The 22093-nt window shown below is 64.0% G+C and carries 14 protein-coding genes; 4 read left to right on the top strand and 10 right to left on the bottom strand.

Features of this window, described 5'->3' with window-relative positions; translation table 11 throughout:
* The first annotated feature begins 94 nt into the window (after positions 1 to 94).
* Together pobA and AB7F11_RS09210 are read left to right on the top strand one after the other, a co-directional pair.
* The gene (gene pobA, locus AB7F11_RS09215; protein ID WP_428290167.1) at positions 95 to 1282 is read left to right on the top strand and encodes a 4-hydroxybenzoate 3-monooxygenase; all 1188 of its coding nucleotides are present in this window, start codon (positions 95 to 97) and stop codon (positions 1280 to 1282) included.
* A gap of 35 nt (positions 1283 to 1317) precedes the next feature.
* Positions 1318 to 2247, top strand: a complete 930-nt coding sequence (locus AB7F11_RS09210; protein ID WP_428290168.1) for a CoA transferase — start codon at positions 1318 to 1320, stop codon at positions 2245 to 2247.
* A 10-nt stretch (positions 2248 to 2257) separates the two neighbouring features.
* Here AB7F11_RS09210 and AB7F11_RS09205 read toward each other — a convergent pair whose 3' ends face one another.
* From AB7F11_RS09205 to AB7F11_RS09170, 8 genes are all read right to left on the bottom strand, one after another.
* The gene (locus AB7F11_RS09205) at positions 2258 to 3034 is read right to left on the bottom strand and encodes a S1C family serine protease (RefSeq protein WP_428290169.1); all 777 of its coding nucleotides are present in this window, start codon (positions 3032 to 3034) and stop codon (positions 2258 to 2260) included.
* 35 nt (positions 3035 to 3069) lie between these two features.
* Complete coding sequence (gene prsT, locus AB7F11_RS09200) at positions 3070 to 5841, bottom strand: XrtA/PEP-CTERM system TPR-repeat protein PrsT (RefSeq protein WP_428299935.1); 2772 nt, start codon at positions 5839 to 5841, stop codon at positions 3070 to 3072.
* A 28-nt stretch (positions 5842 to 5869) separates the two neighbouring features.
* Positions 5870 to 7237 carry a PEP-CTERM-box response regulator transcription factor gene (gene prsR / locus AB7F11_RS09195; protein WP_428291332.1) on the bottom strand — a complete coding sequence of 456 codons (1368 nt, stop codon included), beginning with the start codon at positions 7235 to 7237 and terminating at the stop codon, positions 5870 to 5872.
* On the bottom strand, positions 7234 to 9345 hold the full coding sequence (prsK, locus tag AB7F11_RS09190; RefSeq protein WP_428291333.1) for an XrtA/PEP-CTERM system histidine kinase PrsK: 2112 nt from the start codon (positions 9343 to 9345) through the stop codon (positions 7234 to 7236). Before prsK ends, prsR begins: the two co-directional genes overlap by 4 nt.
* Before the next feature lie 33 nt (positions 9346 to 9378).
* Positions 9379 to 10773 carry a TIGR03013 family XrtA/PEP-CTERM system glycosyltransferase gene (locus AB7F11_RS09185; protein WP_428291334.1) on the bottom strand — a complete coding sequence of 465 codons (1395 nt, stop codon included), beginning with the start codon at positions 10771 to 10773 and terminating at the stop codon, positions 9379 to 9381.
* A 101-nt stretch (positions 10774 to 10874) separates the two neighbouring features.
* Positions 10875 to 12839 (bottom strand): O-antigen ligase family protein, encoded by a 1965-nt coding sequence (locus tag AB7F11_RS09180; protein ID WP_428291335.1) that lies wholly within the window; start codon positions 12837 to 12839, stop codon positions 10875 to 10877.
* A 50-nt stretch (positions 12840 to 12889) separates the two neighbouring features.
* On the bottom strand, positions 12890 to 14521 hold the full coding sequence (locus tag AB7F11_RS09175; RefSeq protein WP_428299934.1) for a sulfatase-like hydrolase/transferase: 1632 nt from the start codon (positions 14519 to 14521) through the stop codon (positions 12890 to 12892).
* 103 nt (positions 14522 to 14624) lie between these two features.
* Positions 14625 to 15947 carry a UDP-glucose dehydrogenase family protein gene (locus tag AB7F11_RS09170; protein ID WP_428291337.1) on the bottom strand — a complete coding sequence of 441 codons (1323 nt, stop codon included), beginning with the start codon at positions 15945 to 15947 and terminating at the stop codon, positions 14625 to 14627.
* Positions 15948 to 16118: 171 nt separating this feature from the next.
* Between AB7F11_RS09170 and AB7F11_RS09165 the strand changes: the two genes are divergently transcribed.
* A complete protein-coding gene (locus AB7F11_RS09165) occupies positions 16119 to 17558 on the top strand; it encodes a hypothetical protein (protein ID WP_428291338.1) in 1440 nt (479 codons plus the stop codon).
* Between the two features lie 643 nt (positions 17559 to 18201).
* On the opposite strand, the gene AB7F11_RS09160 is transcribed toward AB7F11_RS09165, so the two are convergent.
* Positions 18202 to 18663: a hypothetical protein gene (locus AB7F11_RS09160; RefSeq protein WP_428291339.1), complete on the bottom strand. Its 462-nt coding sequence runs from the start codon at positions 18661 to 18663 to the stop codon at positions 18202 to 18204.
* Between the two features lie 50 nt (positions 18664 to 18713).
* Here AB7F11_RS09160 and AB7F11_RS09155 point away from each other — a divergent pair, with 50 nt between their 5' ends.
* Complete coding sequence (locus tag AB7F11_RS09155; RefSeq protein WP_428291340.1) at positions 18714 to 20624, top strand: hypothetical protein; 1911 nt, start codon at positions 18714 to 18716, stop codon at positions 20622 to 20624.
* A 32-nt stretch (positions 20625 to 20656) separates the two neighbouring features.
* On the opposite strand, the gene AB7F11_RS09150 is transcribed toward AB7F11_RS09155, so the two are convergent.
* The gene (locus tag AB7F11_RS09150) at positions 20657 to 21943 is read right to left on the bottom strand and encodes a hypothetical protein (protein WP_428291341.1); all 1287 of its coding nucleotides are present in this window, start codon (positions 21941 to 21943) and stop codon (positions 20657 to 20659) included.
* Positions 21944 to 22093: the final 150 nt, after the last annotated feature.

Here is a 22093-nt window from a genome sequence, read left to right as displayed (position 1 = left end):
AACCATCCGATCATCGCGCAGCCATCCAGAGACGGGGTGGCGACTCACCGCTTGAGTTCCTATGCTTCGTGAAATCACCCCACAGGAGACATTCATGCGCACACAGGTTGCCATCATCGGGGCCGGCCCTTCCGGTCTGCTGCTCGGTCAGTTGCTGCACAAGGCCGGTATCGACAACGTCATTCTCGAACGACAGAGTGGCGAATACGTGTTGGGGCGCATACGCGCCGGCGTGCTGGAGCAAGTCACCACCGACCTGTTGCAAGAGGTGGATGTGGGCGAGCGAATGCTGAAGGAAGGCCTGCCGCACGGAGGCTTCGACATGCTGTTTGACGGTGAACGCCATCGCATCGACCTCGAGGCGCTCACCGGTGGCAAGCGCGTCACGGTCTATGGCCAGACCGAGGTCACACGCGATCTGATGGAAGCGCGGGAACGGATCGGTCGAACCACCGTCTACGAAGCGGCCAACGTGCAAGTGCACGACTTCGACACCACGAAGCCACGCGTCACGTATGAAAAGAACGGCCAGATGCACACCATCGAGTGCGACTTCATCGCCGGTTGCGATGGCTTCCATGGGGTGTGTCGCGCCAGCGTGCCACGCGGTGCGATCCGCGAGTACGAGAAGGTCTACCCGTTCGGCTGGCTGGGCCTGCTGGCCGACACCCCGCCGGTGCATCACGAACTCATCTACGTGCGCAGCGATCGGGGTTTTGCGCTGTGTTCTCAGCGCAGCCACACACGCAGCCGCTACTACCTGCAGGTGCCCCTGACCGACAAGGTGGAAGCCTGGTCGGACGATGCCTTCTGGAATGAACTGCGCCTGCGCCTGGACCCTGAAGCCGCCGCCAGCCTGGTCACCGGGCCCAGCCTGGAGAAGAGCATTGCTCCGCTGCGCAGCTTTGTCACCGAGCCGCTGCGCTTTGGCCGCCTGTTCCTGGCAGGCGACGCGGGCCACATCGTGCCGCCCACCGGTGCCAAAGGCCTGAACCTGGCGGCCACGGACGTGAAGTACCTCTCCACTGCCATCACGGAGTTCTACCAGGAGCGCAGCGAAGCGGGTATCGACGGCTACTCCGAACGCTGCCTCAAGCGCATCTGGCGCGCAGAGCGTTTTTCGTGGTGGTTCACCGGGATCATGCACAACTTCCCTGAGGACGGCCCCATCGTGGCCAAGCTGCAGCAGGCCGAGCTGGACTATCTGATCCACTCGGAGCATGGCCGGCGCACCATCGCTGAGAACTATGTCGGCCTGCCTTTGAATTTCGGCGAGCGCTGAAGCCCTGCCGGGCAGCAGTGGGTACATTGGAGGCCATGACGACCACTGCCCGCCCTCGATCCGCTGCCCTTCGTCCCCTGCGCGGGGTTCGCGTGCTCAGCCTGGCCCTCAATCTGCCAGGGCCGGCCGCACTGATGCGCCTGCGGGCGATGGGCGCGACTTGCCTGAAGGTCGAGCCCCCGCCACCTCGAGGAGCTGCGGCCGGTACGCCCGGCGATCCCATGGGCCACTACAACGCCACTGCCTACGGCACCTTGCACGAGAACATCAAGGTCGTGAGCTGGGACTTGAAGGCCGAGCGCGGCCAGGCCGCGCTGCACAAGGCGTTGGCCCGCACCGATGTGCTGTTGACCTCGTTCCGCCCTTCCGCGCTGGCCAAACTCGGCCTGGGCTGGAAGGTCCTGCGCGCGCGACATCCGGCGCTGTCGGTGGTGGCCATCGTGGGCGCACCGGGTGAACGCGCCGAAGAACCCGGGCACGACCTGACTTACCTGGCCGAGGCCGGGCTGGTGACCGGCCTGGAGCTCCCCGCCACGCTGTTCGCCGACATGGGCGGTGCGCTCATGGCCAGCGAAGCGGTGCTCGCAAGCGCATTGAACCTCAAGGCCACGGGCAAGGGCTCCTTTCAGGAAGTGGCGTTGTCACAGGCCGCTTCGTGGCTCGCCCTGCCGCGCACCTGGGGCCTCACCCAGCCCCAAGGTGCAGTGGGCGGAGCGCATGCGGGTTACCGCATCTATGCCTGTCGGGACGGCCGCGTCGCGGTCGCCGCCCTGGAGCCGCATTTCGCGACGGCTCTGTGCCAGGTGGCAGGCTGGCCCGTGAAAGGGCCCACGACCCTGCTCCAGCCAGAGACCCGCTCGGCCCTGGCGGCCTTCTTCCAAGAACGCACGTGCGCGCAACTGAACCGCCTGGCGCGTGAGCACGACATCCCGCTGCACACGCTGGCAGCGCCCCGCCAGCGCTGAGGACGACCCGTCAGCGATGACGTGCGAGCAGCTCCAGCACATAGCGGCTCGGAATGGCGTAGGAGATGCCCGAGGGCTGACTCATCGCCGATTCGCGGGTGCTCTTGATCAGCACCATGTTCATCACGCCCACCACCTCGCCCGTGCCGGGATCGAACAGCGGACCACCGCTGTTGCCTGGATAGGCCGTGGCGTCGAGCTGAAAAATGTCGTAGGTGCCGACGCGCAGACCTCTGATGGCCTGTTCGCTCAGGCGATCTGCGGTCGGGCTGGGCAGCGACGCAGCCGTGATGCTGGAAACCATCGCGCGGTGGGTCACGGTGGAGTAACCCAGAAGCCCGCCAATGGGAAACCCCATGAATGCCAGCGCATCGCCCTCTCGAACCTGGCTGGAATCGCCCACCACAGCAGCAGGACCCGGCGGCCCTTCCATTCGCAGCAAGGCCAGATCGCGCGGCGCGTCCGTGCCCAGCAATGTGACGGGGCGCGATTCCCACCCGCTGGCACCCGGCTTGCGCACCTGCACCACCATGGCCTGCGCGTTGGCACCGGTGGGATCGTCTGGCAGCACATGGGCGTTGGTGATCACCATGCGACCGTCGCCCACAATGAATCCCGTGCCCCGGAGCTGGAACCGCGGGCTGTCGGTTGCGCGGAAGGTGCCCACCAGCACCACCGAACCCTTGAGGCGGGCGATGGTGTCGGCCAGCGAGGCGGCAGCGGCAGCAACCGGCCCAGCCATGGCCGACAGGGTAAGCAGGACCACGAACCATGCGCGTCTTTTCATGGTGAATCCCTTCGCTTTGAGACCGCGCTGCCGGGTCAGATGCTTTTCCTGAGTGCTTCGATCTCGGCCTGCAAGCCCGAACGCTCGCCCTGTGCGCCAAGCTCATCCAGCAGCGCCCTGGCCGCCGCTTTGTCGCCGGCCTTGATCTGAATTTTGGCCAGATTGAGCTTGAACACCGGGGTATTCGGCTGCAGCTGCACCACCTGTTTTTGAAGCTCCACGGCGCGAGCATGCTGGTTTTTGCCCGACAACAGCACGGCCAGCGTGTCCATGAAGGCCGGCTGGTTCGGCGCGGCCGCATTCGCCCGCTCGGCCAGCGCCACCGCATCTTCGCGGCCTAGTTCTCCCGCCACCCAGGCCAGGTTGTTGAGTGCCAGCGCATTCGTGGGCTGCAGCGCGATCACCTGCTCGTAGTGGCGCTGTGCATCCGGGAGCCTCTTGTCGGCGAGTGCCCGATCTCCCAGGTAGAGCAGCATCGTGGTGTCCTCGGGGTGGGCCTTGATCCAGGCGGCACCCACTTGCTGCGCTTCGGCCGACTTTCCCGCGGCGCTCAATGCCGCATGCATATTGACCGCCAGCTCCGGCACCGCGCCCAGGCGCATGCCCGCCTGGTAGGCCGCCACGGCTTCGCTCCAGCGCTTGGCGGAGGCATGCACATCGCCTTCCAGCAGAAAACCAGCCACGTCCCTGGGCTGCTGTTGCTGCACAGACTTGGCCAGTGTCAAGGCCTGGGCACCCTGGTCGGTCTGCAGCAGCAAGTCCGTCAGGCTTCGCTGGGCGGCCCAGAGGTTGGGCTGCGCCTGCAAGGCCTTGCGAAATGCGGCCACCGCGGCCGGTCGGTCCCGCTTGGCCACATGCACGCTCGCCACACGCAGTTGCGACAGTGGTGAATTCGGCATCAGGCTGGCGAGCTGGCTGAAGGTGCTCAAGGCCTGGTTGTATTCGCCACCGGCGAGTTGTGCGCGGCCCAGTGCATCGACCAGTTCCGGCACGCCGGGTTGGGCTGCCACGGCAGCCTGGGCCACCGCCAGCGCCGCCTTTGGATCGTTGCGACGCAAATGGTGGTCAATCAGGCGCACACGAGCTGCCTTGTCGGTGGGCGAGACCTCAATCGCCTTGCGCAGCGTGTCGGCGACCTCCTGGCCGCTGGCACCGTTGGCCGTGCGCACGTCCGCCAGGGCCAGCAGCGCAGCGCCGTTGCCCGGCTCGCGCGCCACCAACGCCTCCAGCCGCTTTTGCGCATCCTGCGGTTTGCGCTCGGTCAGGTCCAATCGTGTCAGTGCGGCGACGGCCTCAAAGTACGAAGGCTCGATGGACAGAGCGCGTTCGAAGGCCGCTCGGGCACCAGCCCGATCATTGCGCATGAGCAGGGCACGACCGCGGAGCTGCAATGGCATGGGATCGTTGGCGCGCTTCTTTTCCAGCGCGTTGATGGCGTTGAGCGCCTTGTCGGCTTCACGGCGCTGCATGTGGGCATTGATCAAGGCCAGGTCGGCCACCACGCCGACATCGCCGGCTGCAATGTCTTGCAGCGCACCCAGCGCCATGTCGGTCTTGCCGGCCATCAACTGCGTCATGGCCAGCGACGTGCGCTTGGCGGGGTCGGTGGGGTCCAGCGATGAAGCGCGGGCAAAGTAGCGTTGCGCCTGGTCCACCTCGCCTTTGACCATGTAAACCTGCCCTGCGAGCGACAGCATGTCCACATCGGAACTGCCGGCGCTCAGGCCTGGTGGCAAGGCGGCCAGCGCCCGATCGACCTGCCCCGTGCGCAGGTAGGTCAGCACCAGGGTGTGCCTCGCCACGCGCAGTTCGGGCGTGGCCTGCACCGCGCGCGCCAACATCGACTCGGCCTGCGCCAGGCTCCCCAGCTGGTATTCAACCGCTCCGGCAATCTCCAGCGCGGCTGGCGAATCGGGCGTCACCTTCAGCATCTGCTGCGCGTGGTTGCGCGCGGTGGCGTAGTCGCCCTTCTGGTGGGCGAGACGTGTCTTGAGGTAGAGCGTCTGCGGCAACTGGGGCATCAGCTTGTCCAGGGCTTTCGCGGCCTCATCCAACTGGTTGAGGCTCATCAGCGCACGCACGACGCCGCCCTGCCCCAATTCGAAGGTGGGCTTGGCCGCCACGGAAGCGCGGTAGGCGTCCAGCGCCCGCACCGCATCGTTCTTGCCGTAGAGCAGCAGATCGCCCCGCAGCGCGAGCGCATCCACGTTGGCGGCGTCCTTGGCCAGCAAGCCATCCAGCATGGCGAGTGCGCCATCCACGTCGCGCTGCGTGCCCTTGAAGCGAGCCAGCTCGATGAGGGCCGGCGCGTGGTCGGGCTTGAGTTGCAGGGCCTCCTGCAACCGACCCTGAAACTGGGCCGAGTTGTCCTGGTATCTCCAGGCCACGGCCAGCAGGGTGAGCAGGTCCGCCTGAGCATCGTTCGAGCCAAGCTTGGTGTTGGTGAAGGTATCGGTGACCTTGCGGAACTGACCCTGGGCCAGGGCGCTGCGGGCCAGCAGGGGAACGAGTTCATCGGAGGCATAGCCCAGATCGCGCGCCTTCTGCAGTTCGGTCTCTGCGCCAACGACGTCGCCGCCTTGCAGCAAGGTGCGGCCCAGAAGAAAGCGCGCCTCGGCCAGATCGGGTTGTTCCTGAAGCGCGTTCTTGAGCTGAATGATGGCCGCCGGGCTGTCGTTCTTCTGCAGGTAGTCACGGGCCGAGGCCAGAAGTTGCTGAGGATCCTTGCTTTCGCCGCAGGCCGCCAGCGCCAGCGCCGCCGCCAGGGCCAAAGCCGCCGTGCGCAAGGGAAAAGGAATCGGTTTCATGCGGGTCTCCTTGGGATGTAGCCGTTTTTCACTTGAGTCCGAGGCGGTGCATCAGGTCGTACAGCGTAGGTCGGCTGACACCCAGCAACTCCGCCGCCTTCAACACATTGCCGTTGGTGCGGGCCATGGCGGCGATCACCGCCTTCTTCTCCGCCTGGTCGCGAACCGTGCGCAGGTCCAGCGTCAAGCTCATGGCGTCCTGCTCCACATCGGGCACGGCCAGTCCCAGATCGTCGGCGGTCACCTGTGTGCCATCGGCCATGATCACCGCGCGCTTGACGCAGTTCTCCAGCTCGCGGATGTTGCCGGGCCAGGGATGGGCTTCGATGGCGCGCAGCGCATCTTCAGACAGGCTGAGGTTGCGGCGCCCCTGCTCCTGGGAAAACCGCTTCGCAAAGGCGTGGGCCAGCAGGGCGGCATCCCCCAGGCGCTCACGCAGCGGCGGGATGTCGACCACGATCTCGGCCAGGCGGTAGTACAGGTCTTCGCGAAAGCGCCCCTCGCCGGTGAGCTGCTTCAAGTCCTGATGGGTGGCGCATACGATGCGCACGTCCACCGGAATCTCCTGGCGCCCGCCCACGCGTTCGATCACGCGCTCCTGCAGAAAGCGCAGTAGCTTGGCCTGCAAGGGCATGGGCAGATCGCCGATCTCGTCGAGCATGAGCGTGCCGCCGTTGGCGGTCTCGATCTTTCCCAGGGTGGTCTTTGCAGCGCCGGTGAATGCACCCTTTTCGTAGCCGAAGAGTTCACTCTCCAGCAGATTCTCCGGAATCGCCGCGCAGTTGATGGCCACGAAGCGCTCGTCCTTGCGGTTGGACGACTGGTGCAGCCCGCGCGCAAGCACCTCCTTGCCGGTGCCACTCTCTCCCAGCAGCATGACCGTGGCGCCCGAGTTGGCCACCTTCTCGATGGTGCGACACACCCGCAGCATGCCGGGATCACGCGTCAACAGGCCCGCCAGGGTTTCGGCCTGGCGCATGGACTGAAGGCGGTGGTTTTCCGCTTGCAGCGCGTGCAGGCGGAACGCCCGTTCCACGGTCAGGTTGAGCATCTCGGGCTCGAACGGCTTGGCCAGGAAATCGTAGGCGCCCATGGCCACCGCGCGCAAGGCGTTGGCCTGGCCGTTCTGCCCGGTTAGCACGATCACCTTGGTCTGCGGCGCGGCGGCCAGCATCTGCTCCAGCAGCCGGAAGCCTTCGCCCACGCCGTCGGCGTCGGGCGGCAGCCCCAGGTCCATGGTCACCACGGCAGGCGCGTGCCGGCGCAGTTGCGTCAGCGCGCCCTCGCGATCGTCGGCGGTGACCACCTCGAACTGGTCGAGTGACCACTTGATCTGCTTCTGCAACGCGAGGTCGTCTTCCACGACCATCAGTTGCGCGGCCTTGTCTGAACTCATGTTTCTCCCAACGGGTGCAGGTCCGAAGACTGGAAGGCGTCGATCAAGGGCAACAACAGGCTCACCACCGTCCCGGCGCCTTCCTTGCTGTCCACCGAGACCTTGCCACCCAGCTCCTGGACATACTGAAAACTCTCGTACGCGCCAATGCCCATGCCGGCTTCCTTGGTGGTCTGAAACGGCTTGAACAGCCGCTCGCGCACAAACGCCTCGGACATGCCCAGACCATTGTCTCCGACCTCCACCCTGGCGTGGCTGCCGAAGCGCTCCAGCTTGAGCCATACCCTTTGGGAAGCCTCGGTGGCGTCCAGCGCGTTGTTGACCAGGTGCCCCAGCACGCGCTCCAGACGTTCCTCGTGCCCTCGGGTCGCCACATTGGGCTCGAGGTCGAGCTCCAGTGAACGACCGCGCTTGTCTGCCGCATTGGCCAGCCGCCTCGCCACGCGCCCCAGGTCCACGCCCACCGCGCCATCGCCCGCCGCCGCGCCTTCACGCAACTGCAGCATGAGCTGGCGCATGCGATCGAGCGAGTTCTCCACCGTCATCAGCATGTCGGCCTGAAATTCAGGGTTGTGGCTCAGTCGCTTGGCGTTTTTCACCATCAGGGAAAGCTGGGTGACGATGTTCTTGAGGTCGTGAACCACAAAGGCCGACATGCGGCTGAAGGCCTCGAACTTGCGGGCTTCCAGCAGTGCCTCGGTGGCCTGCATCTGCGCCAGGAAACTCGCCGCCTGCCGACCTGCGGTCTTGAGCAGGTCGTTGACCTCCCAGTTCACATCCAGCCGCGTGCGCGGCTGGGCCAGCAGGACGAAGCCGGGCAACTCTTCGTCGTTCAGCCACAGCGGCACCAGCAGCCAGGCCTGTGGCAGCAGTGCCAGCCACTGCGGCAGCTCCAGATGTTCGTAGCGTTGCGGTGAACTCCTGTATTCCTCCAGGTTCACCACCCAGCCCGTGCGGCGCATGAAGCTCAACAGCGGTGAGTCCATGGACTCGGTGGGTGCGACCAAGGGCAGATTCCAGCTGGCCACCTGCCGGTACAGGTTCTCTTCCGGGCGCTTGAGCCACAGGCCGCCGGCGGGGCTCTCCAGCATGTCGGCCAGGCCACGCACCACGCGCTGGCCCATCGCCTGCGGGTTGGACTCGCTGGAGAGGGTGCGCGTGAATTTCAGCCATTCGTCCCGGTAGTCGTAGCGGTAACGAAAGAAGTTCTTGCCCAGCATCACCCGCAAGCGCGCGCGCAGCGAAGCCGAGAGTGCCAGCGCTGACAGCACCACCAGCGCCAGGAACACCAGCGCCAATTGCAGCGCGGGTCCCCAGTCGCTGCCGAAGTAACGCACGTAGTAGCCAACACCGGAGATGAACAGCAGGTAGGCCCCCGCCAGCAGCAGCGTGGCCGAATGAAAGACCACCTTGCGCGACACCTGGATCTTCCCGATCCAGTTGCGATGGCGCGAGGCCGAAAGCAGGAGCAGCGGCATCATGGCGCCGTGCACGAGTCCGCGGATGTTCCAGGCGTCGTGGTCAATCCCGCCGAACAACACCGCCCGAGAGAACAGGAAAAGATCGAACAGGAAAGTGCCCGCCAGACCCAGGCAGATAGGCTTGGCGCTCCAGAGCGCGTCGTCAGGCAGGTTGCGAAAGAGCTGCTCCACCAGCACCATGCCGAGCACGGAGAGCAGCATCATCGTGGTGAAAAATCCCGCCAGGACATGTCCACCTTTGGCGGCCCAGAGGCCCGGCAGCACCAGCGTCACCAGGCTGAGCAGCGGCATGAGGATCGCCAGCGGGGTCATCCACCGGGTGGCCTCGACCTCCCTGCCCTGACGCGCCGCCTGACGAAAGAGTTGCACCACGAACGCGAACCACGCGGCGTAGCGGGCAATGTCGAGCAACACCACCCAGATCCAGCGCGTGGCTTCTTTCAGGGCCCACAGGCCGGCCCCGGCCCACAGCGCGGTGAGCACGGAAGCCACGATGATGGCCAGGCCTGCGCGATTCACCGGCTTCTTGAGATAGCCCTGCCGCACCAGATGCACGGCCAGCACGGCATAGGCCATGGCGGCCAGCCCCAGGCCCCAGGCTGTCAGCGAAGTGTGGACCTCTGTCACGCCGTTGACCCCGTGCCGATACCCGGGGCGCGTCTACTGCGCACCTTTGCCGGTCAACACCACGCCGACGGTCTCGAACAACACCACCAGATCAAGAAAGAGCGAGTGGTTCTTGACGTAGTAGAGGTCGTATTGAAGCTTCTCAGCGGTGTCTTCGACGGTGGAACCATACTGGTAACGCACTTGCGCCCAGCCGGTCACCCCGGGCTTGACGCTGTGACGCACCGCATAGAACGGGATTTCCTGCGTCAGCTTCTCCACGAAAAAAGCCCGCTCCGGGCGCGGCCCCACCAGACTCATGTCGCCATTGAGCACGCTGAACAACTGGGGCAGTTCGTCAATGCGCAGCTTGCGGATCACGCGCCCCACGCGCGTCACGCGGCTGTCTCCCGCTGTCGCCCAGCGCGGAATGCCGTCCTTCTCGGCATCGGTGCGCATGCTGCGGAACTTCACCACATTGAAGGGCTTGTTGTTCAGGCCCACGCGTTCCTGTTTGTACAGGATGGGGCCTGAGCTCTCCAGCTTGATGATGAACGCAGTCACCAGCATGATGGGCATTGCCAGCAGGATCAGCACCGTGGCACCGGCGATGTCGAAGATGCGCTTGACCGTGGTGCGGATGAAGCCCTGGTTGAAGCCGTCGCCAAAGATGAGCCAGCCTGCAGAAACCGCGTCCAGGCGAATCTGCCCCAGGTTCTGTTCGAAATAGGTGGCGATGTCCGTGACGCGCACACCACTGAGTTTGCAATCGAGCAATTCGCGCATGGGCATGCTGCCGCCGCGCCGCTCGGACAAAGCAATCACGATCTCGTCGATGCCCTTTTCGCTGACCAGTTCCGTCAGGCTTTTGTCGGGCGACAGAACCCCCCAGTCAGTCACCAGGTGCTCGCGCTCGTTGGGGCTGGCGTAGTAGCCCGAGAGGTCGGCACTGGAAGAAGGCCTGGTCAAGGTCTGCCCCACGGCCTTGGCCTTGACGCCCGTGCCGTACACCAGCACTTTGCGGCGCGTCAGCGACTTGGGCAGGAATTCACCGGTCAGCACCTGCACCAGCAACAGCACGCCGGTGGCCATCATCACGATCACCACCGCCCAGGTGTGCCCGTAAAAGGCCTCCATGGGCAGGAGCAAGAGCACGCCCACGACCACCAAACCCATCAGCATGAAGGACACGAGCACGCGGGCGGTCAGTTGCGTGTTGTTGAACACGCTGCCCCGGTCGTACAGGCCAAGCGCCGAGTTGATCGCCAGGAAGCCGCAGCTCATCAGCAGGGCCCGCAACAGACCTTCTCCGACCTTGACACTGGTCAGGTCGGCGGCATCGGACAACACCACGAGCGTGGCCATGAACGCTGCACTCACCAGCAGCAGATCCATGAGCATCTGCGACAGCGTGCGACGGTCGAAATAGTGATTGAATAGCTTGATCAAGCCCGCGATCCCTGTTGTTGTTGCAAACCTCTGCGCCTTGGGGGAGCACAAATCAGAATAGCGGTTAATCGAACTGCCTACAATCGGTTACAGACACGGACTTAGCCAATTCGTGTACGAATCGACGATGTGGCGAACAGAAGCAGCACGAGCATCAGCGCCAGCCGTGGCAACTCGGTGACACTGATCACCGCACCCAGCGACAACATGCCGAACAGCGCGCCGCCCAGCACCCAGGCCAAGGGGTCAGCGTGGCGCAGGCCGACCCCAAGGCGCGTCGCAGCCCATGCCAGCCAAAGACCCAAAACGGCCAGGCCGGTCAGTCCGCGTTCGATCAGTAGTTCCAGGTAGAGGTTGTCCATGTGCCAGGCCAGGAAATGTCCACGCGCCATGGGAAACCAGTGCGCCAGGCCTTGGTTGAATCGGGTGTTGGACAGCACCTGCCGGCCTTGCGGGTTGAGCAGCTCGACGCTCTCCAGTCGCACCACGCTGCCCGCCTCCGTCGGCGTGATGGCCAGGACGCCACCGCGCAGGCGTTTCAGCGGACCGCGCGCACCAAAGGCATCGCCCCGCAGTGGCACCTCGATCCCATTCAGACGTCCGTCTTCGCCGGGTTCCAGGTCAACGTACTCCCACTGACACTGGTAGCTGTAGAGCAGATGCCGCTCGCAAAGGCTCACCACCAGGCTCACGGGCAGATCAACCTGTGCCCGCAGGCGCGCCACATACGGGCCCGTGTCCTCCAGTCGAACCCGCTGTGTCAAAGAAAACAGCCCCACCAGCTCGCCGCGTGTGGCAGGGCCTGAGAGCATCACATGGGCCTTCCCCTGCTTCAGGCCGCTCCAGCGGGCGCTGCCTGACAGCTCGCCGTCTGGCGTCTCCTGGCTGTAATGCGTGGGCAAGCGGCCCAGGCCCAGGCCAAGCGCCAGATCTTCGCCACCGTTCAGCAGCGATAGGCCTGCGAGCCAATGGGTCACGCGGCCAATGAGATCGACATTGGAAGCCGCCAGGCGATCGAACATGTAGGTGCCGCCCCCGAGCACCAGCGCGCTTTGCAGAACCACGGCAGCCAGCACCGCAGTGAGGTCGCGGCGCCCCCAGGCACGACCCGCCGCAGGTGCAATGCGGCATACCCAGGCCACGATGGCCATGAACACCAGTGAAAGCACCGCGGCGAGGTACACCCCGCGCGAGTAAGTGGTGAGCACGGCGTACACGGTCACCCACATCAGCAGGTTGGCCCCCAGCCAGCGCCAGGGCGTGCGTGCAGACCACATGGCCCAGAAGGCAAAAGGGGTGGCCATGGCCAGGTAGGCGTCGATCGCGCCGCCGCCGACATGCATTTCCCAGAACCAGGCGGTGGTTCGGTAAGGCAGGTTGAATTCCAACAGGCCGGCATAGACCAGGCGCTCCCACAGCACCACCAGGCCCACCAGCGAAAGCCCCGCCACCATCCCGCGTGCGAGCAGCAAAACCGGACCGGGCCCTTGTTGGGCCGCCGGCGCACGCAACAGCGGCACCAGCAGCAGGCCCCAGGCGAGGCTCTTGGCCACTCGCAAGGTGTTCCAGGTGCTGTCGTAGCTGGCGTACAGGCCTTCCTTCCAGAGGACTGGGTTGCTCAGCCACCCACCCAGCGCGGCGGCATCCATGCCGGCATCGAGCAGGCCCCGCCACACGCCCCCCACCAGGCTGGCCAACAGCAGCCACCACAACCACCACGGAACGCCTCGCACGTCGTGCGTGGCTCCATGCCGCGTGCAGGCCCAGCGCGCGTAGGCGCCTGCCGCCAGGGCCAGCACCAGCAGGTCGGTCTCGTCCAGCAGCCACCACCCGGTCCAGGGTGAGAAGTTGAGCACGGGCAACAAGGCCGGCAGCAGAAACAGCCAGGCCGATGGCCGCCAGACCGACAACAGCATGGCGAAGGCAACGCCTCCTGTCGCCAGGAATGGATAGGGGTGCGAAACGCTGAGGACCAGACAGGCGGCACACCCCGACAGCGCCATGCTGCCCGTCAGGAAGCGCACGTGCCCACGCAAGGCGAGCCACGGCGTCTTCTGATCAGACACCCGTCAGGCCCTGGCGCTCCCTCGCGTCAGGCGTCTGCGGTCGCCATTGACTAGGGGGAGAAAACATGGGATTTCGTTTCGCCGCTCAACAGGTTTCCCGTGTAGAACTTGCGTTCTCCCGTGAGTGGTTCGGTCAAAGACGCATCGTACGAAAACGGCAATTCCTTCGCCTCGTAGCCCATCCACCCGATCACCGTCTTGTAAATGTTGAAGTGGGATGCCTTGCCGAAATTGATGCGGACCGCCTCCCGAAGGCCGGCGGCGAGCGCCAGGTTTTCTGTCACGACGAACAGCGGCACGACCGCCACACCGTGCGTGGGGTCCGACTGCCCGCAATGCGTCACGACGCCCTTCTCCAGAAGGTTCTGCCCATGGTCGGAGGTGTAGAGAATGACCGTGTTCGCCAGCTTGGCGTCCTTGAGCAGGACGGAAAAGAAATGGTCGACCGACCAACTCACCGCATTGCGGTATGAGTTCTTGAGCTCATCCCTGTTCACGCCCTCGCCCAAGGTTTGTCCAAGCTTCATGGTGGGACGAAACTTTGTCTCTGACTCCGGGTATTTGCCTTCATAGGGCGCATGAGCGCCTTCCTTGTTCATGTAGATGAACTGGGGTGTCTCTTCCTTCAGCAGCCGCGAGACTTCTAGCGCGGCCGCCTCGTCCTTGCGGACGAAGTCGTCCGCCCTTTCCACCGCATCCACGCGGCTGAACTGAACGAAGTTGTCAATAAGCTTCGTCTCGTTGATCGTCATGAAGTTGGTGAGTTGGCCATGCCTGCGCTGGGCGTCAACGAAGCTGGTGCGATAGCCTGCATTTTTCGCGTACGCCCAGATGCTGGGATAGGTCCGCACTGCCTTGTCCATTGATCCGGCAGGCAACCCGAAGCGAAGCACCACGTTTGAATAGTGACTGCAATCGAAGCCGGAAGACGCGATGCCAAAATTGAACAGCTTGTCCTGCTGTTGTCGGAGGAACGGCGTGGTGTCTGCCGTCTGGCCGTTGATCGAGAGGTAGTCGCCACGGACGCTTTCGTCCACGATCAAGACGACATGGGGCCTTGCGCCCGACGGCTTGGGCCGAGCGTCCAGACTCTGCCGCTGCCGGTCAAAATCGTTGGTGATTTCCGAATACAGGACATGCGAGAACATACCCAGCACCTTGGTCGGGGCTGGAACGCCCAGTGCAGCCGCACCACCCTTGAGGTCGATCATGGCGGCTACCGCGGCCAGAGGCGCGAAGTAGGCCAGCACCAACCCAGCCCTGGCCAGGACTGAGTCCCGCCAGGCAAAGCCGGGGAGCACGATGGCCACAAAGAGCAGCGCCCCCACGCCCAGTCCGGGCAAGGCATGTTGCCCATAGTTGGCCACGGCAGACATCCAGTCACCGCGTGAACTCCACATGGCAAAGAATTCGCTGTAGTTCAGAACCGTGTCTGTGGTGCCTCTGTAGATGACCGAGAACATCGCTGCGATGCTCAGGGGCAACGCAAGCACGACGCGCAACCACATGGGGCGCAGGAAGGCCAACAACATTGCAACGCCGCACCCGGTGATCCAGAGGAACAAGAACACCACCCGGTTTCGCCATGGATGGTCACTGGCGGCGAACTGCAGGAATCGTTCGACCATTTCGTCGGAAGAAACGACGAACACGAAAAGGATCAGAAATACCTTCAGAAGCATCACTGCGATGCTGGGTACGGACCGCCCTGTCCTGGCAACTTCCATCAAATCTCCCCATTCATATGCGAGCAACACCAGCCCGCACCGGTGCCATCGCCCACGCTCAGCGGCCGATGGCCAGGTACTCGAAGCCCTGCCCACGCACGAAGGCCGGGTCGTAGAGGTTGCGGCCGTCCAGGATCAAGGGCTGCTTGAGCCGCTCCTTGATGAGGTCGAAGTCCGGGCTGCGGAACTCCTTCCATTCGGTCACGATCAACAGCGCATCGGCGTCCACCAGGGCGTCGTTCGGGTTGGCGGCATACCGGATGCGCGGGTTCTCGCCCAGCGCTCGCTGTGCCTCATGCATGGCCACCGGGTCGTAGGCGGTGACGGTGGCGCCGGCCGCCAGCAGGTCGCTGAGCAACTCCAGGCTGGGAGCCTCGCGCATGTCGTCGGTGTTGGGCTTGAACGCCAGGCCCCAGAGCGCGAAATGCCGCCCGGTCAGGTCTTCGCCCAGGCGCTGCCTGACCTTGCGGCCCAGCACATGCTTCTGGGCGTCGTTGGCCTCTTCCACAGCGCTGAGCACCTTCAGGTCCAGCCCCGCCTCACCCGATGCGGTCTTGATCAGGGCCTTGACGTCCTTGGGAAAACAGGAGCCCCCGTAGCCACAGCCTGGATAGAGGAAGTGGTAGCCGATGCGCGGATCGGAACCAATGCCCTGGCGCACCATTTCAATGTCGGCCCCCAGCGCCTCCGCCAGATTGGCCAGTTCGTTCATGAAGCTGATGCGCGTGGCCAGCATGGCGTTGGCTGCGTACTTGGTGAGTTCGGCGCTGCGCACGTCGGTGACGATCAGGCGCTCGCGGTTGCGCTGAAAAGGTGAATACAAGGCGCGCATGAGATGCACCGCCTGTTCGTCGCTGGCACCCACGATGATCCGGTCCGGCCGCATGAAGTCTTCCACCGCAGCGCCTTCTTTCAGGAATTCGGGGTTGGACACCACCGCGTAGGGCGTGTCCACGCCGCGCAGGCGCAGTTCTTCGGCAATGGCCTCGCGAACGCGGTCGGCCGTGCCCACGGGCACCGTGCTCTTGTCCACCACCACCTTGTAGTCCGTCATCAGGCGGCCGATGCCGCGCGCGGCGGCCAGCACGTACTGCATGTCGGCCGATCCGTCTTCGTCGGGAGGGGTGCCCACCGCAATGAACTGGATGGTGCCGTGATGCACCGCACGGGACAGGTCGGTGGTGAAGTGCAGGCGGCCAGCGGCCACATTGCGCTGCACCATTTCCTTCAGGCCAGGCTCATAAATGGGAATCCCGCCCTCTTCCAGAATGCGAATCTTGTCCGGATTCACATCCAGGCACAGCACGTCGTTGCCCACCTCCGCCAGGCAGGCCCCGCTGACCAGACCCACGTACCCAGTGCCGACGACGGTGACTTTCATGATGCTCCATGGATGTTGAGAGGGGTACCACCTTGGTACACAACGCGTGGATCATACCCACGCAATCATGGGCCCCGGGGTATGCAAACGGGCGCAGTGCGGCATGGTTCACGGCCAGAGGCCCCGCTTATGATGACCCGTCCTTCCAACGTGTGACTCCCACCATTCCGCATGGGCCGACTCGTCCGAATCAGTCTGTACGCACTGCTGGCGGGTGCGGTGGCCCTGGCGATGGTCCTGGCCTGGCTCCTGGGGAGCGAGCAGGGCCAGCGCCTGTGGAGCGAAGCCACCAGCCGCAGCCCTCACGAAGTCATTCGCCACCTGAAGAGGCGCCTTCAAGGGCACGATCGGCTCGAAGCCATGCTCTTGCCCGCGCTTCGGCTGGCTCAGAGCCGCTATGAGCGCGAGCCGCCCGCGGGTCCTCTGCCCAGCCTGGGCAAGGGCCAGCAACCCCAGGCGCTGGCGCCCCTGGTTCCTGGCATCGTCAACACGCTGGCGGTGGCCAATCCGCAAGAAATCGAAGACGCCTTGCTGAAGGCCCAGGCGGGTACGCGCATCCTCATTGCACCCGGCCTCTACCCTTTTCAGCGCACGCTGCGCCTGGGGCAGGATGGTGCCCCCGGCGCGCCGGTGGTGCTCAGCGCCGCGCAGCCTGGCACCGTGTGGCTGGAGTTCGAGCAGGAAGAAGGCATCCTGGTCGACCGCCCCCACTGGGTGTTCGAAAACCTGAACATTCGCGGCGCCTGCCAGCGGGCCAACGACTGCGAACATGCCTTCCACGTGGTGGGACGTGCGGCGTTCACCACGCTGCGCAACAACCGCGTGACCGATTTCAATGCCCACGTCAAGGTCAATGGGTTCAACGACGCATGGCCTGACCACGGCACGCTGGCCTTCAACACCCTCACCAACCAGGGGCCCCGCGAAACCGGACGGCCAGTGACGCCCTTTGACCTGGTGGGCGCCAGCGATTGGCGCGTGCACGACAACCTGGTGACTCAGTTTGTGAAGCTGGACGGCAATCAGATCTCATTTGGCATGTTCATGAAAGGCGGCAGCGAGAACGGCCGCTTTGAGCGCAATCTGGTCATTTGCTCGCTTTCCGGCATCTCCTTGCCAGGGGTGCGCGTGGGCATCTCATTTGGCGGGGGCGGCACCGACGCCAGCGCCTGTCGCCGTGGCCGCTGCGAAGCATTCGAACACCGGGGCGGCCTGGCGGCCAACAACATCGTCGCCCACTGCAACGACACCGGCCTGGACGTGAACCGGTCCCGCGAAATCCGCCTGATGCACAACACCCTGGTCAATACCAGCGGCATCGGCGTGCGCAACGCGCCCGCCGACGCACATTTGCACGCAAATCTGTACGAGGGCGTTGCACTTTCCCGCGATGGCGCCCGACTCAGCGTCTCCAGCGATCTGGCAGGTCCCGCCCACCGTTATTTTGCTAATGCGGATGGGTTAATTTTTGATTGGTTGCAAAAGCCCGATCCAATACCTTCGGAGAGTTTTGTAACCAATGATTTTTCCGGCTCACCGCGACATGCGGAGACCCTGCCCGGCGCGGTGGAACAGTTCCAGGCTGGCGGCACCGGGCGCGCCGCTCGCTAGCCCACACCGGCCGTGTCCTGACCTTCAACGCCCAAGCTTGTTCAATTCGTAACACGCTCCTACAGATTGGGGTCGTGCCGACGTTGACAATTCATGGGGGCCAGAAATGGCTTCGCGCTGAGGCGGCGAACCGCAGAAGAGCCAATCAAATTGCGATCTCACTGCGACGGCACCTCCTCAAGCGGCGCTTGAAGACAGAGAGATCGCTGCTCATTGCGGCATCAATCCCCCAAAATTGAGTCAAAAAGCATTCGTTTTCATGCCATTCACCGAGGCCTGAATGCATGGACGATCTGCTCCAGCCTGGCCGCCAATTGAATTGGGTATTTTGATTAATTGTTCCAAATTGTTTCTTCGTGTTACCAAAATGCCAGCTATTCCGATTGCCTCCCAATTGACCATTTTCCGGAATCGAGCCGTGCATCGTATTGAAGAAACCCCTCGTCGGGAATGCTCGAAAGCATCACGATCGGTGACTAAAGTCAGCTCACCCAAGGCCGAGAAAACCACCGAATGTCGCCTCGCGTGAGAAATCGCACAGGTACCACCCTCCCGAACATCTGCCCTGCCCCTACCGCCATGAACGTCGCACATCGCACTCGGTCCCATGCCCTGAAGGACCACAAATGGCTTGCCGCCCTTTTTATGACGGCGGCCATCGCAGGCTGCGGAGGCGGCGGCACCAGCGCATCGCCCTTGGGCACCGAGCAGAACAACGCCGCTCCTGCACCAGCGCCAGCGCCCATCCCCGCACCGCCCGCACCGGCACCTGCTCCCGCTCCGGCACCTGCTCCCGCTCCGGCACCTGCTCCAGCACCGGCACCTGCTCCCGCTCCAGCACCGGCTCCAGCTCCAGCTCCAGCACCGGCTCCAGCTCCGGCTCCGGCTCCGGCTCCGGCTCCGGCTCCAGCTCCAGCTCCAGCTCCAGCTCCAGCTCCAGCTCCTGCTCCAGCTCCTGCTCCTGCTCCTGCTCCTGCTCCTGCTCCAGCTCCAGCTCCAGCTCCAGCTCCTGCTCCTGCTCCTGCTCCTGCTCCAGCTCCAGCTCCAGCTCCAGCTCCTGCTCCTGCTCCAGCTCCAGCTCCGGCTCCAGCTCCGGCTCCGGCACCTCCCCCCATCACCGGAGGGCTCAGTTGCGCGCCGTCGGCGATCACTTGCGTGGAGGTGGCATCCGGCAGCACGCAGACATCGGTGCCCGTGACCTTTGGTCAACCCTTCAAGGCGGGCGACCTGCTGGCCACGCAGGGCCTGTCGGCCACCGACAGCAACGGTGCGGCTGTACCCCTGCAGATGGACGAAATCTCGTCCCATGTGGATGGATCGGTGCGTTTTGCCGTGCTGAGCGCCCGTGTGAGCAACCTGCAGGCCAATCAGCCGCGCCTGATCAACCTTTTTGCGGCGGGCAAGTCGGTCAGCGCGCCCGTGGTTCCCGCCGATCCTGCCTGGAATATTGAACTTGAAGCGACGGTCTACGACTCCAGTGGCAACGCCACCACGCTGATCGCGCAACCGCAGGCTCAGCTCAAGGCGCAAATCGCCAGCGGCGCCGGCAAACGCCTGAGTGGCGCGGTCGCTGCGGAATACACCGTGGTCACGCCTTTCAAGAACAAGGCCACCAATGCGGTGCATCCGCACCTGGTGGCCCGGCTGCACACCCGCCTGTATGAAGGTGGCGCCCGCATCCGCACCGACGCGGTTCTGGAGAACACACGGACGTTCGTGGCGGCACCCGGCAACATCACCTATGACCTGAAGATCAAGCGCGATGGCGTGGTCATTCACTCTCAGCCCAAGTTCACGCACTACCACCATGCACGCTGGCACAAGGTGCTGTGGACCGGTGGCTCAGCGCCGAACTTCCGCTTGCGGCATCACATGCCGTATTTCCTCGCCAGTCGCGCCACGTGGAACTACAACCTGGCCCTCTCGGTGCCTCAGAGCGTTCTGCAAAGCGAAGCCCAGCAACTGGCTTCGGCAAAGACGGGGCCCATGGAACCCGCATTTCTGGAAACCTACTTCCCCACCACGGGTGCACGTTCCGATATCGGGCCGGTACCCCGCGTCACCGCGCTCTACCTGATTACGCAGGATGACCGCGTCCGCGCCAACATGTTCGCCAACGCGGACGCCGCAGCGGGTGTGCCCATCCACTACCGCGACGAAAACACCGATCAACCCCTGGACGTCGAGACCTATCCGAACGTATCGGTGCGGTACGACATTTCAGTGCCCAAGATTCCCTCGGCCTCGGGCTCCACCATTTGGGAGGCAGACACCGCCCACCAGGGTTCGTTCGCCTACATTCCTTACTTGATCACGGGCGACGCTTTCTACCTGGACGAAATGGCGTTCTGGGCCAGCTGGAACATCGCTTTCTCCAATCCAAGCAGCCGTGGCTACGCCAGCGGCTGGATCAAGCCCAACGAGGCCCGAGGCCAGGCCTGGAGCCTGCGCTCCATTCACGAAATCGCCAGGGCGCTCCCCGACAGTCATGCCATGAAGGGTTCGTTCCAGCGCAAACTCGCCAACAACCTGACCTGGTATGTGAACAACTACCCCGCCGCCAGTGCAGGCAGCCGCTCCCCCCTGGGTGCGTTCACCGGGGACGACAAAACCGAGGCGGCCCCCTGGCAGAACGACTTCATGACGCTGGTCATGGCACAGATCGCGGAAGACGGTAACAACGCCAGCGCCAAGACGTTCCTCAATTGGATTACCCAGTTCACGGTGGGTCGTTTCACCAACGAATCCAACGGCTTCTGCCCCACCAAGGCGCCCGGCTCCTGGTGGAAGATTCAGGACAGCAGTGGCAAATTCCTCACCTCCTGGGGCGCCCTGTACGCAGCCAACTACGGCTCGGTGGGCACCAATTGCGGCAGTGTTCCCGTGGACAACGGCTATCCCGACCTCGCCGAAGGCCAGGCTGCCATGGCACGTGCCATGTTGGCAGCAGCCACCAGTGCGGGAATTCCTGGTGCATCCGCGTCTTACACCTGGTGGAAGTCCAAGACGCCCAAGATGGATGCCGCATTTACCAGCGATCCCACCTGGGCCATCGTGCCTCGCTGAACAGCCTACCGGACATGAGGGCCGTCCGTTGCTCAGGCAGCGGGCGGCTTTTCTGCTTGCATCTGCAGCATGAGGGCATCGAGCAAGTACTTCGTCGCCCAGTTCGGGTAACCCGCCCTCATGTAACCGCCAAACAGCGGAAACGATCCAGCCAGGGCGCCCTGCAATGCAGGATTTTCGGATTCGACCAGTTGCACGCCTTTTAGAAAGTTCACCAGGCGATCGGCCGCAAGCTGGTATTTGGTCTCGCGCAACTCCTGGGCCAGCCGGTAGCAAACAATGGCGATCTGCGCCGATCCGGTGAGACAGGAAGACAGGGCTGCAGGCTTCCAGTCCGCATAAAACCGGCCTGGCAGATACCCTTGGGACGAGATCAGCGGCAGGATGCGATCCACCGTTTTCCGGACTTGCACCACAAAATCTGCGCGCCCCGAAAGGACGCCCACCTCCAGGATGCCCTGCAAGGTGTAGCCGATGGTGTGTGTCAGCGGTGCACTCGAGCGATTCAGGCAGTTGCTCGAAAACCAGCCATTGGGCTGCTGCTGACGCAGCGCCGCTTCAATGACCTGCGTGGCCGCCGTCATGTAGGAATGCTCATCGACGATCTTGCCGAACCGGTACACCGCCCAGGCGCAGAGGCAGGTGTAGGTCTTGATCTCGCCAACGCTCACAAAGGCGCCGTTGGTCTTGAAATAGAAAGATTCGTCCAGATCACTGACCAGAAAATCCGCCGCCCTTCGAGCCGCCTGCAAGACCGCTGGATCAGGACGGTGAAGATAGGCCGAGCACAGACCATCCAGCACCATGCCGGTGTTGAACGCGGCAGCCGTCTGCTCTTCGGGCGGGCACACCTGGCCACCCTGCACCGCGCCTGAGGGCATCTGGATGCGAATCTCCCAGTCCACCATCTTCATCGCGGCCGCGGCGATGTCCTCGTCTCTGTGCAGGCGCGAATAGGCCAACAGCGACGTGATGATGTACCCCGTGGTCTCGGGGTACGACGGCCGCCAACCGGGGTTCTCACGCGCGCAGGGGAAGTAACCCAGCGCCACCCCCCCGTCTCCACCCGCTTCCTGTGCGCGCAGAAGCCAGTCGACGGCGGCTTTCGCTCGCGAAGGCGCTTCTCCCGAAACCGGCCGAACCGAAGAGAACAGGTAGCGCCCATGGTCGTTCAGGACGTGTCTGCGAAACACGGCATTGCGCGGCTGGAAAAGCTGCGACAGTTCCCTGAGGAGGATCGAGGCCTCCCAATAGACATTGCGCAGGCTGCTGCCTCGCAGGCTTTCGCGCGCATGGTGGATAAGGGCCGCTGGAGTCATGGTTCCTTCTTGATGATCGCCCGTAAGTATGCAAGCGGATGGCATCTGCGCAGGGGTGCAAATGGGCGATGAGGCCATGCGGCGTCGGCAAAGCGTGAAATATGGAACAACCCGAGCGCCGGGGCGTGTCAACGAAACCGCGTCATCCGT

The sequence above is a fragment of the Hydrogenophaga sp. genome (assembly GCF_050250835.1).
Classification (GTDB): domain Bacteria; phylum Pseudomonadota; class Gammaproteobacteria; order Burkholderiales; family Burkholderiaceae_C; genus Hydrogenophaga.
Note: the sequence above shows the minus strand (reverse complement) of the source record. Positions and strands in the feature narration are given on the sequence as shown.

What these genes read in the sequence shown, in the direction of transcription:
- pobA (WP_428290167.1), top strand. Translation starts at nt 95, where the DNA reads ATGCGCACACAGGTTGCCATCATCGGGGCCGGCCCTTCCGGTCTGCTG.
- AB7F11_RS09165 (WP_428291338.1), top strand. Translation starts at nt 16,119, where the DNA reads ATGGGCCGACTCGTCCGAATCAGTCTGTACGCACTGCTGGCGGGTGCG.
- prsT (WP_428299935.1), bottom strand. Translation starts at nt 5,841, where the DNA reads ATGAAACCGATTCCTTTTCCCTTGCGCACGGCGGCTTTGGCCCTGGCG.
- AB7F11_RS09175 (WP_428299934.1), bottom strand. Translation starts at nt 14,521, where the DNA reads ATGCTTCTGAAGGTATTTCTGATCCTTTTCGTGTTCGTCGTTTCTTCC.
- AB7F11_RS09210 (WP_428290168.1), top strand. Translation starts at nt 1,318, where the DNA reads ATGACGACCACTGCCCGCCCTCGATCCGCTGCCCTTCGTCCCCTGCGC.
- prsR (WP_428291332.1), bottom strand. Translation starts at nt 7,237, where the DNA reads ATGAGTTCAGACAAGGCCGCGCAACTGATGGTCGTGGAAGACGACCTC.
- AB7F11_RS09205 (WP_428290169.1), bottom strand. Translation starts at nt 3,034, where the DNA reads ATGAAAAGACGCGCATGGTTCGTGGTCCTGCTTACCCTGTCGGCCATG.
- AB7F11_RS09150 (WP_428291341.1), bottom strand. Translation starts at nt 21,943, where the DNA reads ATGACTCCAGCGGCCCTTATCCACCATGCGCGCGAAAGCCTGCGAGGC.
- AB7F11_RS09170 (WP_428291337.1), bottom strand. Translation starts at nt 15,947, where the DNA reads ATGAAAGTCACCGTCGTCGGCACTGGGTACGTGGGTCTGGTCAGCGGG.